Origin of the sequence: Rhodococcus sp. ACPA4 (genome assembly GCF_002300185.1) — a bacterium.
Classification (GTDB): domain Bacteria; phylum Actinomycetota; class Actinomycetes; order Mycobacteriales; family Mycobacteriaceae; genus Rhodococcus_F; species Rhodococcus_F globerula.
The window spans coordinates 505418-521087 of sequence record NZ_NSDY01000001.1; the positions used below are offsets into that span (position 1 = coordinate 505418).

Annotated in this window: 14 protein-coding genes; all 14 read left to right on the forward strand. The window is 61.3% G+C overall.

Annotated features, from left to right (window positions below; all coding sequences use genetic code 11):
- Positions 1 to 5 precede the first annotated feature (5 nt).
- The 14 genes from rpsO (at position 6) to CJ178_RS33685 (ending at position 15667) form a co-directional block, all read left to right on the forward strand.
- A complete protein-coding gene (rpsO, locus tag CJ178_RS02335; RefSeq protein ID WP_033234901.1) occupies positions 6 to 275 on the forward strand; it encodes a 30S ribosomal protein S15 in 270 nt (89 codons plus the stop codon).
- Positions 276 to 702: 427 nt separating this feature from the next.
- Complete coding sequence (locus tag CJ178_RS02340) at positions 703 to 2973, forward strand: polyribonucleotide nucleotidyltransferase (protein WP_033234900.1); 2271 nt, start codon at positions 703 to 705, stop codon at positions 2971 to 2973.
- A gap of 127 nt (positions 2974 to 3100) precedes the next feature.
- The gene (locus CJ178_RS02345) at positions 3101 to 4504 is read left to right on the forward strand and encodes a M16 family metallopeptidase (protein ID WP_230590176.1); all 1404 of its coding nucleotides are present in this window, start codon (positions 3101 to 3103) and stop codon (positions 4502 to 4504) included.
- 29 nt (positions 4505 to 4533) lie between these two features.
- Positions 4534 to 5652 carry an alcohol dehydrogenase catalytic domain-containing protein gene (locus CJ178_RS02350; RefSeq protein WP_095886024.1) on the forward strand — a complete coding sequence of 373 codons (1119 nt, stop codon included), beginning with the start codon at positions 4534 to 4536 and terminating at the stop codon, positions 5650 to 5652.
- A 175-nt stretch (positions 5653 to 5827) separates the two neighbouring features.
- Complete coding sequence (locus CJ178_RS02355; protein WP_033234898.1) at positions 5828 to 7522, forward strand: cutinase family protein; 1695 nt, start codon at positions 5828 to 5830, stop codon at positions 7520 to 7522.
- Between the two features lie 156 nt (positions 7523 to 7678).
- Complete coding sequence (gene hypA / locus CJ178_RS02360) at positions 7679 to 8008, forward strand: hydrogenase maturation nickel metallochaperone HypA (protein ID WP_033234897.1); 330 nt, start codon at positions 7679 to 7681, stop codon at positions 8006 to 8008.
- Positions 8009 to 8010: 2 nt separating this feature from the next.
- Positions 8011 to 8817 (forward strand): hydrogenase nickel incorporation protein HypB, encoded by an 807-nt coding sequence (gene hypB, locus CJ178_RS02365; protein ID WP_095886025.1) that lies wholly within the window; start codon positions 8011 to 8013, stop codon positions 8815 to 8817.
- A gap of 164 nt (positions 8818 to 8981) precedes the next feature.
- Positions 8982 to 10055 carry a hydrogenase expression protein HypE gene (locus tag CJ178_RS02370; RefSeq protein ID WP_033234895.1) on the forward strand — a complete coding sequence of 358 codons (1074 nt, stop codon included), beginning with the start codon at positions 8982 to 8984 and terminating at the stop codon, positions 10053 to 10055.
- Between the two features lie 36 nt (positions 10056 to 10091).
- On the forward strand, positions 10092 to 11885 hold the full coding sequence (locus tag CJ178_RS02375) for a nickel-dependent hydrogenase large subunit (RefSeq protein WP_095886026.1): 1794 nt from the start codon (positions 10092 to 10094) through the stop codon (positions 11883 to 11885).
- A gap of 111 nt (positions 11886 to 11996) precedes the next feature.
- Entirely contained in the window at positions 11997 to 12887 is an 891-nt protein-coding gene (locus tag CJ178_RS02380; protein ID WP_172935603.1) for a NifU family protein, read from the forward strand.
- Between the two features lie 14 nt (positions 12888 to 12901).
- The gene (locus CJ178_RS02385; RefSeq protein ID WP_084702856.1) at positions 12902 to 13504 is read left to right on the forward strand and encodes a DUF5947 family protein; all 603 of its coding nucleotides are present in this window, start codon (positions 12902 to 12904) and stop codon (positions 13502 to 13504) included.
- A complete protein-coding gene (locus CJ178_RS02390) occupies positions 13501 to 14139 on the forward strand; it encodes a DUF6084 family protein (protein ID WP_045067309.1) in 639 nt (212 codons plus the stop codon). The genes CJ178_RS02385 and CJ178_RS02390 overlap by 4 nt, the downstream gene beginning before the upstream one ends.
- A complete protein-coding gene (locus tag CJ178_RS02395) occupies positions 14136 to 15551 on the forward strand; it encodes a hypothetical protein (RefSeq protein WP_095886027.1) in 1416 nt (471 codons plus the stop codon). Before CJ178_RS02390 ends, CJ178_RS02395 begins: the two co-directional genes overlap by 4 nt.
- Positions 15548 to 15667 carry a DUF6893 family small protein gene (locus tag CJ178_RS33685; RefSeq protein WP_371851312.1) on the forward strand — a complete coding sequence of 40 codons (120 nt, stop codon included), beginning with the start codon at positions 15548 to 15550 and terminating at the stop codon, positions 15665 to 15667. Before CJ178_RS02395 ends, CJ178_RS33685 begins: the two co-directional genes overlap by 4 nt.
- Positions 15668 to 15670: the final 3 nt, after the last annotated feature.

Genomic DNA, 15670 nt, shown 5'->3' on the forward strand with positions numbered 1-15670 from the left:
ATCAAGTGGCATTGACCACGGAAGAAAAGAAGGCCGTTCTCGGCGAGTACGGCTTGCATGAGACCGACACGGGATCGCCCGAAGCTCAGGTGGCAATGCTCACCAAGCGCATCACCGATCTCACCGAGCACCTCAAGACCCACAAGCATGACCACCACTCACGTCGTGGACTGCTCTTGATGGTCGGTCGTCGTCGTCGTCTGCTCAAGTACGTGGCAAAGACGGACGTCGCTCGTTACCGTGCGCTCATCGAGCGCCTCGGCCTGCGTCGCTAGATTTTTGTCACGACGCTGATCGAAAGCAACACGGCAGGCTCCGGTTTGCCGAACACTCCGTTAGCCGGCGAAGCCACGCATATACTGGGCTTCGCTGGCTTTCGGCGTTAGCTGCCGCAAGGCAGTTTCCGCTGTCGGCGCATTTGCACAGTTGGTGCAGTGCGAAGTCAGCACACCGTATGCATCAGAGAACGTGGTGTCGGTTGTCGGTAGTGGTTCTCCGGACCGGGCGAATGCCCTGTGGTTCCGGCGGACTTCGATCGACGGCCGCCCCGAACGTCAGTGACGTCCCGAAGCAGAGACCAGTTCGCACGTAGGAACCTCTGCAATTCAAGAGGGGGACGTCCCTCGGTGCGCAGTTTCCACCAGGAGGGTGGGAACGCCCGCGCGGGTACGGCGAAGACGAGAGGGAAGTGAAGAGAAAAAGATGACAGAGAATTCCGTAGTAGAGGTCGACGAAGGCGTGTTCGAATCCACCGCCGTGATCGACAACGGGTCCTTCGGTACCCGCACCATCCGTTTCGAGACCGGACGCCTTGCTCAGCAGGCCGCCGGTGCCGTCGTTGCCTACCTGGACGACGAGACCATGCTGCTGTCCGCCACGAGCGCCAGCAAGCACCCCAAGGAGCATTTCGACTTCTTCCCCCTGACGGTGGACGTCGAAGAGCGCATGTACGCAGCGGGCCGCATCCCCGGCTCGTTCTTCCGTCGCGAGGGACGCCCCTCCACCGACGCGATCTTGACCTGCCGCCTCATCGACCGGCCGCTGCGCCCGTCGTTCGTCGACGGTCTGCGTAACGAGATCCAGGTCGTCGTCACGGTCATGAGCCTCAACCCGCAGGATCTGTACGACGTCGTGGCTATCAACGCCGCATCCGCGTCGACGCAGATCGCTGGCTTGCCGTTCTCCGGTCCCGTCGGTGGCGTGCGTGTTGCACTCATCGTCTCCGAGGACAACAAGGCCGGCCAGTGGGTTGCATTCCCGACGGTCGATCAGCTCGAGAACGCCGTCTTCGACATGGTCGTCGCCGGCCGCGTCGTTTCCGGCAGCGGTGACAACGCCGACGTCGCGATCATGATGGTCGAGGCCGAGGCCACCGACAACGTCATCGCGAAGATCGCCGACGGCGCTCAGGCTCCCACCGAGACCATCGTCGCCGAAGGCCTCGAGGCTGCCAAGCCGTTCATCGCCCGTCTGTGCGCTGCGCAGGCAGCACTGGCATCCAAGGCTGCAAAGCCTACGGGTGACTACCCGGTCTTCCCGGCGTACCAGGACGACGTATTTGCTGCCGTCGAGGCTGCTGCGTCCGAAAAGCTCAATGCCGCACTGACAATCGCCGGCAAGCAGGAACGCGACGACAAGACCGACGAGGTCAAGGTCGAGGTTCTCGAGCAGGTTGCACCGAACTTCGAAGGCCGCGAGAAGGAACTGGGAGCAGCGTTCCGCTCGCTCACCAAGAAGCTGGTTCGCCAGCGCATCCTGCGCGATCAGTTCCGCATCGACGGCCGCGGCGTCACGGACATCCGTTCGCTGTCCGCCGAGGTTGCGATCATCCCGCGCGCACACGGTTCCGCACTGTTCGAGCGCGGCGAGACCCAGATCCTGGGTGTCACCACACTCGACATGGTGAAGATGGCTCAGCAGGTCGACTCGCTCGGCCCCGAGACCAGCAAGCGCTACATGCACCACTACAACTTCCCGCCGTACTCCACCGGTGAGACGGGTCGCGTCGGTTCGCCGAAGCGTCGCGAAATCGGTCACGGCGCACTTGCCGAGCGCGCACTCATGCCGGTTCTGCCCAGCGTCGAAGAGTTCCCGTACGCGATTCGCCAGGTCTCCGAGGCGCTGAGCTCCAACGGTTCCACCTCGATGGGCTCCGTGTGTGCTTCCACGCTTGCACTGCTCAACGCCGGTGTGCCGCTGAAGGCTCCGGTTGCCGGTATCGCCATGGGCCTCGTCTCCGACCAGGTCGACGGCGAAACCCGTTACGTGGCACTGACGGACATCCTCGGCGCCGAAGATGCTTTCGGTGACATGGACTTCAAGGTTGCCGGTACCAAGGACTTCGTCACGGCTCTGCAGCTGGACACGAAGCTCGACGGCATCCCGTCCAAGGTCCTCGCCGGCGCACTCGCGCAGGCCAAGGATGCTCGTACCACGATCCTCGAGGTCATGGCAGAGGCCATCGACACCCCGGACGAGATGAGCCCGTTTGCACCTCGCGTGACGGCCATCAAGGTCCCGGTCGACAAGATCGGCGAGGTCATCGGCCCCAAGGGCAAGATGATCAACTCCATCACCGAGCAGACCGGTGCCAACATCTCCATCGAAGACGACGGCACCGTGTTCGTCGGCGCCACCGATGGACCGTCTGCACAGGCCGCGATCGACATGATCAACGCCATCGCCAACCCGCAGCTCCCCAAGGTCGGCGAGCGGTTCCTCGGCACGGTCGTCAAGACCACCGCCTTCGGTGCCTTCGTCTCGCTCCTGCCGGGTCGCGACGGTTTGGTGCACATCTCCAAGCTGGGCAGTGGCAAGCGTATTGCCAAGGTCGAAGACGTGGTCAACGTCGGATCCAAGATCCGTGTCGAGATCGCCGATATCGATGCTCGCGGCAAGATCTCGCTGATCCCCGTGGAAGAGGGCAACGACGACGCTGCCGCTCCGGCTGCTGAAGAGGCTGCTTCCGAGTAGCACTTCTTCTCGGTTTGTTCGATGCGGCCCCGCGCGGATTTCCGTGCGGGGCCGCATCTGTACTGTCTGTAGACACATACTTTCCGGACCTGATCATTCTCCGCACCGAGGACTGCTGAACTTTTTCATGGCCAAGACCCCAGGCAAGACCACTGCCAAGACCTCAGGCACGACAACTGCCAAGAATGCTGCGAAGAAGACGCGCAGCCGCAGTACTGCACTCGCAACTCCGATCGACGCTCTTCCCGAATCCGGAGTCCAGCGGACAGTTCTGCCTGGCGGACTCCGCGTCGTCACGGAGTTCATCCCGGGTGTGCGCAGTGCGTCGGTCGGCGTCTGGGTGGGCGTCGGATCGCGTGACGAGCAGCCCAGCGTTGCCGGCGCGGCACATTTCCTCGAGCACCTGCTGTTCAAGTCGACGCCGTCGCGGACAGCGCTCGACATCGCGCAGGTCATGGACGGAGTGGGCGGAGAACTCAACGCGTTCACGTCCAAGGAGCACACGTGCTTTTACGCGCATGTGATCGACGAAGATCTGCCGATGGCCGTGGATCTTGTCGCCGATGTCGTTTTGCGCGGCCGGTGCCGGTCCGCTGACGTCGATGTCGAGCGGCAAGTGGTCCTCGAAGAGATCGCGATGCGCGACGACGATCCGGAGGATCTCCTCGGCGACGCGTTTCTGACTGCTCTGTTCGGTGACCACCCGGTGGGTCGCCCCATCATCGGCAGCGTGGATTCCATCGAGTCGATGTCCCGCAATCAGTTGCATTCCTTCCATGTGCGCCGGTACACGCCGCAGCGGATGGTTCTTGCCGTCGCCGGAAACGTCGACCACAAGCAGGTCGTGACATTGGCGAAACGCGCATTTGCCGGTCACCTCGAGCGTGGTGTGAAGCCGGCACCGCGCCGTGAAGGAACTTTGCGTCTGCGCACGATGCCGGAACTGAGTTTGACGCATCGTGACAGCGAGCAGGTTCATCTTGCGCTCGGTGTGCGGGCTTTCGGCCGTCACGAAGGTCATCGGTGGGCGCTGTCTGTGCTCAATACCGCGGTGGGCGGCGGCTTGAGTTCGCGTCTGTTCCAAGAGATTCGGGAACAGCGTGGTTTGGCGTATTCCGTGTATTCCGGGGTGGACACCTTTGCGGACACGGGGGCGTTCTCGGTCTACGCGGGGTGCCAGCCGGAAAACCTGGGTGAGGTCACCACGGTGATCCGCGAGGTTCTCGCTCAGGTGGCCGCAGGCGGAATCACGGACGCGGAGATTGCGCGCTCCAAGGGCGCGCTTCGGGGCAGTCTTGTTCTGTCACTGGAAGATTCGGGTTCGCGGATGAACCGTATCGGTCGCAGTGAACTCAACTACGGAAACCATCGCAGTGTCGCCCAGACATTGGCGTCCATCGACGCCGTCACTGCGGAAGAAGTTCTCGAAGTGGCACAGACTCTGCTGACACGGCCGTTTGCCGCCGCCGTGGTCGGTCCGTACAAACGTGTCCGGGATCTGCCGGCGTCAGTGCGTGGGATTGTCCGTTAGTCGGTAACCAGCGAAATCAGGGTGCGCAGTTGAAGATTCGTGGAGCAGTGCTCGAAGAAATCGGGCGGAGCCGCCCGTACGCGTCGTCGATGCCGATCACGGTGTCGGAACTCGAACTTGATGCTCCCGGTCCCGGTGAGATCCTCGTGAGGATCGAGGCGGCCGGACTGTGTCACTCGGATCTCTCCGTCGTAGACGGCAATCGTGTTCGCCCGGTGCCGATGCTGCTGGGGCACGAAGCGGCCGGTCGGATCGAGCAGATCGGTGACGGCGTGGACGCCCTGCGGGTGGGGGATCGTGTTGTCATGACGTTCCTGCCTCGGTGCGGCGAGTGCGCCGGCTGCGCAACCGACGGCCGGATGCCGTGCACGGTGGGCAGTGCCGCAAACAACGACGGCAGTCTTCTCGGCGGTGCGCACCGACTGCAGCGCGACGGTGTGAGCGTCAAGCATCACTTGGGAGTATCCGGATTTGCCACGCACGCTGTCGTGAATGCCAAGTCGGTGGTGGCCGTCGACGACGACGTACCGGCGGATGTTGCAGCTGTGCTGGGCTGCGCAGTCCTGACGGGTGGCGGAGCGCTACTCAATGCGGCAAAACCCCGTTCTACCGACACCGTGATGGTTGTCGGTTTGGGCGGCGTCGGTATGGCAGCAATTCTGACGGCCCGAGCGTTGGGTGTCGCGACGGTCATCGGCGTCGACGCGCTCGAGTCGAAGCTGGCTCAGGCACTCGAACTGGGCGCGACCGATGTCTTCACACCGTCCGGTTTGTCCGAGAGTGGTGTGCGAGCAGACATTGTGGTGGAAGCTGCGGGCAATGCTCGCGCGTTCGAGACTGCCGTGTCCGCCACGGCTGCGGGTGGCACCACTGTCACGGTGGGACTGCCCGCGCCGGACGCGCGTTCGTCGATTTCGCCGCTCGGACTGGTCGCGGAAGCTCGGACCGTCATCGGCAGCTATCTCGGCTCGGCAGTCCCGGCGCGTGACATCCCGATCTACGCGCAATTGTGGCGCGACGGAAAGCTACCGGTCGAGAAGCTCATCTCGTCAAGAATCGAGCTGAGCGACATCAATTCGGGGATGGACGAACTGGCGGACGGGAAAGCAATCCGACAGGTCATTATTTTCGACTCAGAGCACGACTGAACAGGGATTTTGTCGGGTGAGGGCATGGCCTCTCCGGCCGAATCGAGCACGCATAGCCCTCGCAGATCGTTATCCGATGTAACGCTTCTCCCGAACTGGACGACTACTCGAATGACGTTGCGTGACGCCCCGGGGGTCGGTCGTACGTTTTCCGAAAGTGGATTGGGGAGAAAATATGCCGGTTCGTGGGTTCTTTTCACGACATCGAATACTTGCGGGCGCACTGGCGCCTGCAGCGCTCGGCGTTGCAGCGCTGGTAGCTGTGGCGGTAGCCGTGGACTCACCGCAGTCCAGCACGATCGAGACGCAACTGACGTCGTCGGTCACCGAATGCCACGACATGGTGAGCATCGCAGTTGCCGGTCGGCACGACACTCCGGACGCGAACACGGTCAAGATGCTGCTCGGTGCGGACGGTAAGCCGCTACCTGCCGCGCTGTCAGGCGATTACACGAGTGACCGCGTCGATCAGGTGATCAATCCGGCCGGTTCGGTCAACACGACCAAGCCAGGTTCGTATGCGGCCGTATATATCGCATACCCGGCAAACATGGCGTCGTACGAGGATGCCGTTGCCGCCGGCGCGGCAAACACCCAATCCGTGATGAGTGCGATCGCGAAGGAATGCCCCAAGACGCAGTTCTCGATCGTCGGGTACAGCGAGGGTGCTGACGTCGTCCGCCGTGTTGCCATGGACATCGGAAATCAGGAAAGCAACGAGTTCGGGGTAGACCCGGACAAGGTTGTCGGTGTGGTCATGCTCGCGGATGCGGGACGTGAAGAGGGAGACGGCACGTTCATCGGCGCCCAGAATCCGTTCACGAACCCAGACAATTTCGACACGAAGTACCAGAATGGCACGTCGGCAACCCCAGGTCAGGGCGTCCTCCCCGACACGGCGGGCAGCTTCGGCAAGCTGAACGGCAAAGTCGCCTCGTTCTGCTCCGACGGTGACTTCACGTGCTCGGCTCCGAGCAATATTTCGCTCTTGCTCCTGGCTGCGAACGTCGGACGCCAGCTGAACATCGACGATCTCGAATCCCAGGGACTCACCCCGACCACCGGTATCAACGTTGCCGTTGTGCTCGGTCAGATCGTCTTCGAAGCATTCAACGACATTTCATCCGATCCCGATTGGATGAAGGGTGACGAGACCTTCCTCCAGGTGATGCTGAAGGTATCGGATCCTGACTACAAGCCAGGTACGGCCACCACGGTGACCACCGTGGCCGACGAAGACTCGATTACCGCCGAGAAGGTCTCTCCGCTGGCGTACCTGCCGCAGAAGCTCTTCAAGGAGATCGTCGGACTGATCGCCACCAACCAGAACACGATCCCGGTGATCATGAGTGATCCGTACCAGATGACACTCGGTCCAGACGTCGGACATCACTTCGACTACTGGCGCGACGCCGATGCCGCGAACGGCAAGCCGTTGACTTCTGCGCAGTACGCAGCAGCGTGGCTTACGTATCTCGCGCAGCAGGCCAAGGACGGTAAGCCCGTCGATACGACGGCAAAGCCCACGGCTGTAGAGCTTGCCGCTGCCGTCGACGCGTACATGGCTGACGACGCAGCCGAAGGCGATGTCGCTGCCGAAGGCACCGATAATCAGGCTCCTGCCGGAACCACAGGTTCGACGGACTCCGCCACCGCGCCGGGAACGTCGCCGGATGCTCCTGTCGCCGGATCTGTTTCCGAGACCTCAGGTGCAGTTGCAACACCGAGCGAATCGGTGGTGCCCACCACGGGCGCAGCAGTCTCGAGTGCTCCGACATCGGAGACAGCGAGTTCAAGTGCGGCCGCCACTACCACCACGACGGTGACGTCTACGACGACCACAACCAAGGCGCCGACCACGGGACAGTAGCCTCTCCCCGGCAAGCATCAGGCTGCGATCCGCATGTACATGCGGATCGCAGCCTTTTTCTATGCCACGGTTTTTCTAAGCCACCGTTTTTCTAAGCCATGGCTCTGCCCTATCGTGGAACGTACGGTCCCTTCACATGTGAATTGCGGGTCTGCCGTGCATGAACTGTCGATTGCCCAGAGTGTGGTCGATGCCGTGTGCGAGAAGGCAGGCGCGCGACGCGTATGTGGTGTCCGACTCGAAGTGGGACGACTGTGTGCTGTTGTGCCTGATTCGCTGCTCTTCTGCTTCGACGTCGTGACTGCGGGTACTCAGGCCGAAGGCGCGAGTCTGCGCATCGACGAGATCGCGACGAGCGTGCGTTGCCGGCAATGCGGCGAGGTTTTCTCACCGCCGGACATGATCTTGCTCTGCCCCTGTGGCAGCGCCGACGTCGAGATCCTCGCCGGGCGTGAACTACGGATATTGTCGATGGAAGTGAGCTGATCATGTGCGCAACATGCGGCTGCGGTGAGGGCGCGGGGGTGCGAATCTCCGGTGAATCGGGGCAGTGTCAGGATCATGAGCACCCGCACGACCACGAGCACCCGCACGACCACCCGCATAGTCACGATCATTCACACAGTCACGAACATTCCCACAGCACGACCGTTGTTCTGGAACAACAGGTACTCGCCAAGAACGACGAAGTTGCCACCCGCAATCGCGAGTGGATGCGCCGGCGCCGGATTGCCGCACTCAATGTTATGAGTTCGCCGGGCGCGGGTAAGACAACGTTGCTGGTTCGCACGATCAACGACTTGCGCGGCCGATTTCCCGTTGCCGTTATCGAGGGCGACCAGGAGACTGCGCTCGATGCCGAGAGGATTCGGTCAACGGGATCTCCTGTCGTTCAGGTGAATACGGGTGCGGGTTGCCACCTGGATGCGGAAATGATCGATCGGGCTATTAACGTGAATCGGCCGCTCGACGATTCTCTACTCTTGATTGAAAATGTGGGAAATCTAGTGTGTCCCGCACTTTTTGACCTCGGCGAGGAAGGCAAGGTTGTCCTAATTTCTACGCCGGAGGGTGCCGACAAGCCGATGAAGTATCCGCATATCTTTGCCGTCGCGGACCTCGTCATCGTCAACAAGATCGATTTGCTTCCCTATGTGGAATTTGACGTCGAGGCATGCATCCGTCAAGCAAAATCGCTGAATCCTGCTGTGCGCGTTGTTGTTTTGTCGGCAACGACGGGTGAGGGTTTGTCGCAGTGGTATGACTGGATCGATTCTCGAATGGCGCTTTCCTGAGTTGTCGTTGACAACTGATCTGCTCGGGTACTTAATGAAATGAGTGGGTGCCACGTTGCGGGCCGAATATCGGCTCGGGTGGTGTTCGATACCGGCGGCAGGAATCCGGTGGAACCAGACCCGGTGTAGCAAGTGGTGCCGTCGCACACGTGAAAGCGGCTGATATGACTACTCAGAATGCGACTGCGGACACCGCAGCAGCGAAGGCGGAAGAAACTCTCATCCATGTTCTGTGGATCAACGCCGGGCTCAGTTGTGACGGCGATTCGGTGGCGTTGACCGCGGCCACGCAGCCGAGCATCGAAGAGATTGCACTCGGTGCGCTGCCCGGCTTGCCCCAGGTTGCGGTGCATTGGCCACTGATCGACTTCGAGTGTGGGCCAGAGGGCGGCGCCGACGATTTCCTGGAATGGTTCTGGAAGGCGGATCGGGGTGAACTCGATCCGTTTGTCCTTGTTGTCGAAGGGTCGATCCCGAACGAGAAACTGCACGACGAGGGCTACTGGTGCGGTTTCGGCAACAACCGCGAGACGGGGCAACCGGTCACGACCAGTGAGTGGCTGGACAGGCTGACCCCCAAAGCGACTGCGGTTGTTGCTGTCGGCACGTGCGCGACGTACGGCGGAATTCACGCCATGGCGGGAAATCCGACCGGCGCGATGGGCGTACCGGACTATCTGGGATGGACGTGGAAATCCAAGGCCGGTATCCCGATCGTCTGTGTGCCGGGATGCCCGATCCAACCGGACAATCTGTCGGAGACCCTGACCTATCTGTTGTACATGGCAACTGATCAAGCGCCGATGATTCCACTGGACGAATCGCTGCGACCACAATGGCTGTTCGGCGCGACGGTGCACGAGGGCTGTGATCGCGGTGGCTACTACGAGCAAGGAGAGTTTGCCACCGAATACGGTTCGCCCAAGTGCATCGTGAAACTGGGCTGTTGGGGTCCGGTCGTGAAATGCAATGTGCCCAAACGTGGTTGGATCAACGGAGTGGGTGGATGCCCCAACGTTGGCGGCATCTGCATCGGGTGCACCATGCCGGGGTTCCCGGACAAATTCATGCCGTTCATGGACGAACCACCCGGCGGCAAGCTTTCGTCCACCGCTGTGGGTATGTACGGCAGCGTGATTCACAGTCTGCGCCGGATCACCGGTCACACCTTGGACAAGGAACCGCATTGGCGCGAACGGGGTTCGAAGTTGCTCACCGGCGCCACTCGCACGTGGTGAACAACTCGAGATACATCGAAACTGGGAGGCACTGACATGACGGCCATCGTTCCCGAACCCACCTCTACCGCGGATCGTGACGGTCTGGTGGAGATGGCGTGGGATCCCATCACCCGCATCGTCGGAAGTCTGGGCATTTACACCAAGATCGACTTCGCGAACCGGGAAGTCGTGGAATGCCACAGTACGTCGTCGATCTTCCGCGGCTATTCCCTGTTTATGAAGGGGAAGGATCCGCGCGACGCGCATTTCATCACCAGTCGCATCTGCGGTATTTGTGGAGACAACCACGCGACGTGCTCGTGCTACACCCAGAACATGGCGTATGGCGTAAAACCACCGCATCTGGGCGAGTGGATAGTAAATCTCGGTGAAGCCGCAGAATACATGTTCGACCACAACATCTTTCAAGAGAATCTTGTTGCGGTCGACTACTGCGAGAAGATGGTGTCCGAGACCAATCCCGGTGTCCTGGCGCAGGCGGAGAACACCCGCTGCCGGCACGAGGATCAGCACGGTTACCGCACCATCGCCGACATCATGCGCACTCTCAATCCGTTCACCGGCGAGTTCTACCGTGAGGCCCTTCAGGTTTCACGTTCGACCCGTGAAATGTTCTGTCTGATGGAGGGCCGTCACGTTCATCCGTCGACGCTCTATCCGGGCGGCGTCGGAACAGTGGCCACCATCGAACTGATGACCGACTACATGACGCGGTTGATGCGCTACGTGGAGTTCATGAAGAAGGTCGTGCCCATGCACGACGATCTGTTCGACTTCTTCTACGAAGCCCTGCCCGGTTACGAGAAGGTAGGTCTGCGTCGGACTCTCCTTGGATGCTGGGGGTCGTTCCAGGATCCGGAATTCTGCAATTTCGAGTACAAGGACATGACCGAGTGGGGACGCAAGATGTTCGTGACCCCCGGAATCGTGGTCGATGGCAAACTGATCACGACCGATCTGGTCGATATCAATCTCGGTATCCGAATCATGCTGGGCTCTTCGTATTACGAGGACTGGAAAGACCAGGAGATGTTTGTCGAGACCGACCCTCTCGGTAACGCGGTGGATCGGCGTCACCCCTGGAATCAGCACACCAACCCTCATCCGCAGAAGCGTGATCTGGAGGACAAGTACAGCTGGGTGATGTCGCCTCGATGGTTCGACGGCAAAGACAATCTTGCTCTCGATACCGGCGGCGGCGCACTCGCCCGCTTGTGGAGCACGGCGCTGGCGGAGTTGGTCGACATCGGCTACGTCAAGTCCACCGGACACAGCGTGCAGATCAATCTGCCCAAGACAGCGCTGAAGGGGCCGGTCACACTCGAGTGGCACATCCCCGAACACGGGAGCAACACGCTCGAAAGGAACCGTGCACGTACGTATTTCCAGGCATACGCGGCCGCATCGGCGTTACATTTTGCGGAGGAGGCTTTGGTGGAGATTCGCGCCGGCCGGACCAAGACGTGGGAATCGTTCGAAGTTCCGGACGAGGGTATCGGCTGCGGCTTCACCGAAGCCGTCCGCGGAGTTCTTTCCCACCACATGGTGATTCGGGACGGCAAGATTGCGAACTACCACCCGTACCCGCCAACTCCGTGGAACGCGAGCCCGCGTGACAGCTACGGCACTCCCGGGCCGTACGAGGATGCGGTGCAAGGTCAGCCGATCTTCGAGGAGAACGATCGGGACAATTTCAAGGGTATCGACATCATGCGCACAGTCCGCAGTTTCGACCCGTGCCTGCCGTGTGGCGTACACATGTATCTCGGTGGCGGTAAGACCATCGAGAAACTGCATTCGCCGACACAATCCGTGACGGGGGAGTAGCCCGTGGTGCACGGTGACAGGGAGCACGGTGACCGGGAGCGCGGTGAGAACGCGAGCGGTGCACCGCCTGGTGACTACTGGCGTGGAGCGGGCGAACGCATCGAAACTCTGTTGCAGGCCAGCGCAGGGGGCGGACCGGTAGCACGTGATCGTGCAGAGCAACTGGTGCGTGAAGTAGTGCAACTCTACGGCGCAGCTCTCGAACGCACTGTGCACCTTGCGGATTCCGCGATGGTAGATGAGATGACCCGTGACGACCTGATCTCGAGCCTTCTGCTCGTGCATGGCCTACATCCGCACGACGTGGAAACCCGCATACGTACGGCGCTGGACAGTGTGCGCCCGTACCTCGGGTCGCACGGCGGCGACGTCGAATTGATCGAGGTGACCGATGGTGTGGTGCGGTTGCGGCTGCTCGGCAGCTGCAACAGTTGTCCGTCGTCGTCCGTCACGCTCGAATCAGCCGTGCAGGACGCCGTGACGGCTGCGGCGCCCGAGACGAGCGGCATCGAGGTCGAGACCCCAACCGAACATGAGCCCAAAGCTGGTGTGATCTCGGCGCAGTCGCTGTTCTCGCACATCCACCACGACGCCGCCGGCCACTGGATCGGTGTGCCGGAGTTCGCCGAGGTCGGCGAAGGTGAGGTGGCAGGTTTTTGCGTCGAAGGCGCAGATCTGTTGGTATGCAGGCTCGGCGACACCCTGTACGCCTACCGCGATCACTGTCCGGTCTGTGATCGCTCGATGGCGGGGGCGATGCTGGAGCGAATGATGGGGCGACCCGCACGTAGCGGCGTGGTGCTGACCTGTCCGAACTGCGGCACTCACTACGACGTCCGAACTGCAGGCGCGCGCGTCGATGCCCGTGCCGGTGTTGATGCCGGGGCGGAACATCTTGCGCCCCTGCCGCTTCTGCCTCGCGACGGGATCCTGTCGGTGGCAGTGCCTGGCAGCGCTGCACCGGGAAGTTCAGCAGCTGACGTTCAGGTATCGGTGATGTAGTGGCAAAATCCACTGTGGGAGAGGTTCTCACGAGAATAGCGTCGGCGCGATCGGTACCAACCGGTCCGCGATGCGAGATGTGCGCGGTCGGCATCGGCGAGGACCATCAGCACGTCGTCGATGTCTCGGTGCGCGCCCTGATGTGCGTCTGTCGACCGTGTTACCTGCTTTTTGCCCCGGTGGACGCTGATCTGCGGTACAAGGCAGTTCCGGATCGATACGAGGAACTCGACGATTTCGAGCTGGGCCCTGGTCGATGGGAATCGCTGGAAATTCCGGTGAATCTGGCGTTCTTCTTCCGCAATTCCGTGTTGGACAAATTCATCGCGTTTTATCCCGGTCCGGCGGGGGCCACGGAATCCGAGCTACCCATCGATGCTTTCGAGGCGGTGCTGCGGGAGAATCCTCGAACGAGCACGATGCGAGCAGACGTCGAGGCCTTGATCGTTCACGTTGTTCCGGGCGAGGTGGCTCCCCGATGTTTCATTGTGCCGATCGACGCCTGTTACGAGTTGGTAGGGCGATTGCGGAAGGTGTGGCGCGGTTTCGACGGCGGCCAGGATGCGCACACCGAGATCGCGGAGTTCTTCCACAGAGTCGAGGAACGGTCGCGATGACCGCCTTGGAGTTCTCCGTCGTGGACATCATGGTCGACCCGTACGCGGTGACCCCCAATCTCGTAGTGAAACTGAAGATTTCGGAGTCCACCGGAACACCTGTGCGGGCGCTGGCCGTGCGAGCACAGGTTCGGATCGAACCACACCGACGGCCGTACTCCGCATCTGAAGAAGACGCGCTGCTCGATTTGTTCGGTCGGCGTGAACGTTGGTCGAGTACGCTACGAACCTTCCTCTGGATGGAATGCTCGACGGTGGTCCAGGGGTTCTCAGGAGTCACGGTCGCCGATCTTCCTATGCCGTGTACGTACGACGTCGCGGTGACCGCATCCAAGTACATGCATGCCCTGCAGGACGGCACGGTGCCGGTAGTCGTGCTACTGAGCGGCACCGTCTTCACCGACGGCAGTCGCGGATTCTCGGTCGAGCAAATTCCGTGGGACAGATCGGCGTCGTACGAGATGCCGGTGGCCACGTGGAAGCACATGATCGAGACGCATTACCCGGGTTCGGGTTGGGTACGCCTCGATCATGACACCATTGCCGAACTCACCCGGTTCAAAGCCACACACGGTTACACCGACTTGGAATCCACGGTCGGCGCGCTCTTGGCGGGGATCGAGGTGCCGCAATGACACACGCGGGTGTCGACCATGACGTTCGAGCCGTAGCCGACGCGATCCTGTACGAGGGGTACCTGCTCTACCCGTACCGGGCGAACTCGGGAAAGAACCAGTCCCGCTGGCAGTTCGGTGTGCTCGGTCCACCGGGGGCATCAGAGTTGGGTGTCGGTGAGCAATCAGGGATGTCGGCCCAAGCCGTCGTGGCCGCGGATGCCGGCGATCTGCGTGTCACGTTGCGGTTTCTCCACCTTCAGCGCCGAACAGTCCAACGACGTATCGATCCGGACGGCTGGGAGTCAGTGCATCACGTGACTTCCGGTGACCACGAATGGATTTCGTGGGACGAAGCAAGTGAATGTGAGATCGAGTCGGGTCCGCACCGGCTCACGGACCTTGGCGAAGGGCGAAGCCTGGCTTTCGAGGTTCCGGCCTTTTCGGAGATCGAACCGATCCTGGATGCGACCGGCGCATCTATCGGTCGCATTGTGCGCACCCGGGCTGCGCTGTCCGGACTCGTTGATCTTCGGGCTGCGTCGGGGAGGCCTGATCAGGTTGTGTTGTCGATGGATGTTCGAAACACCACCGCGATCGTGGCCGTCGACAAGCATTCGGCGCCGGCGTATTCCATGCTCGGGGCGCATGTGATCATGCAGTGCGATACGCCGTCGTTCGTCTCACTTTTCAGCGTGAATGACGAGCAGACACACGAGTACCCGTTGATTCAAGATCGGTGCTATCCGGTGTTGGCCGGTACCCCGAATCCAGCGTTGCCGGACCGCTCGACCACGGTTCTGGTATCGCCGATCATTCTGTACGACTTTCCTGTGATCGCGGGGCAAAGTGAAGGATCGCTGTTCGATTCCACCGAAATCGACGAGATCCTGTCGCTGCGCATTCTGACGATGACGGACGAGGAGAAAGCGCAGGCGCGGGCGACAGATCCGAAAGCCGCCGAGATCATCGATCGTTGTGAGGCCCTGACACCCGAAGGGTTTGCCGACCTTCACGGAGTGCTTCGTGATCCTCATGCCGGGCAGGAAGACGCGCAGGGAAACTCGGCTCCCATGCTTCCCGAAGTGCCAGACGGTGTCGACTGGTGGTCGCCCGAGGCCGATACGAGGGTGTCGCCGCGAATCGACGGCATCTTGGTGGGCGGTGTGCGGATAGCCGGGGGAAGCACCGTACGCGTGCATCCGTCGCGGCGGGCCGACGCTCAGGACCTGTTTTTCGACGGCAAGCTCGCTCGCGTTGCCACCATCCACGAAGACGTGGACGGCGACATTCACGTAGGGGTGACGCTGCTCGACGATCCCGCGGCCGACCTGCACAACTGGTACGGCCGCTATCTGTATTTTGCTCCGGACGAGGTGGAACCGGTGCCCGGAGCGCAGACGCAGAGCAATCGAGAGGAGAACACACTATGAGGGGCATGGGAATGCTGTCGACGGTACTTCTCGGCGCAACAGCGATCGCTGCGGCCGTCGTGTTGGTGGTGTCGATGCCGGATATTCAACGGTATCTACGGATGCGAAAGATGTAGTCA

Bases quoted from the DNA above. Each gene is read 5' to 3' on its own strand.
- CJ178_RS02340 (WP_033234900.1), top strand. From the start codon at position 703: ATGACAGAGAATTCCGTAGTAGAGGTCGACGAAGGCGTGTTCGAATCC.
- CJ178_RS02345 (WP_230590176.1), top strand. From the start codon at position 3,101: ATGGCCAAGACCCCAGGCAAGACCACTGCCAAGACCTCAGGCACGACA.
- CJ178_RS02355 (WP_033234898.1), top strand. From the start codon at position 5,828: ATGCCGGTTCGTGGGTTCTTTTCACGACATCGAATACTTGCGGGCGCA.
- hypB (WP_095886025.1), top strand. From the start codon at position 8,011: ATGTGCGCAACATGCGGCTGCGGTGAGGGCGCGGGGGTGCGAATCTCC.
- CJ178_RS02370 (WP_033234895.1), top strand. From the start codon at position 8,982: ATGACTACTCAGAATGCGACTGCGGACACCGCAGCAGCGAAGGCGGAA.
- CJ178_RS02375 (WP_095886026.1), top strand. From the start codon at position 10,092: ATGACGGCCATCGTTCCCGAACCCACCTCTACCGCGGATCGTGACGGT.
- CJ178_RS02390 (WP_045067309.1), top strand. From the start codon at position 13,501: ATGACCGCCTTGGAGTTCTCCGTCGTGGACATCATGGTCGACCCGTAC.
- CJ178_RS02395 (WP_095886027.1), top strand. From the start codon at position 14,136: ATGACACACGCGGGTGTCGACCATGACGTTCGAGCCGTAGCCGACGCG.
- CJ178_RS33685 (WP_371851312.1), top strand. From the start codon at position 15,548: ATGAGGGGCATGGGAATGCTGTCGACGGTACTTCTCGGCGCAACAGCG.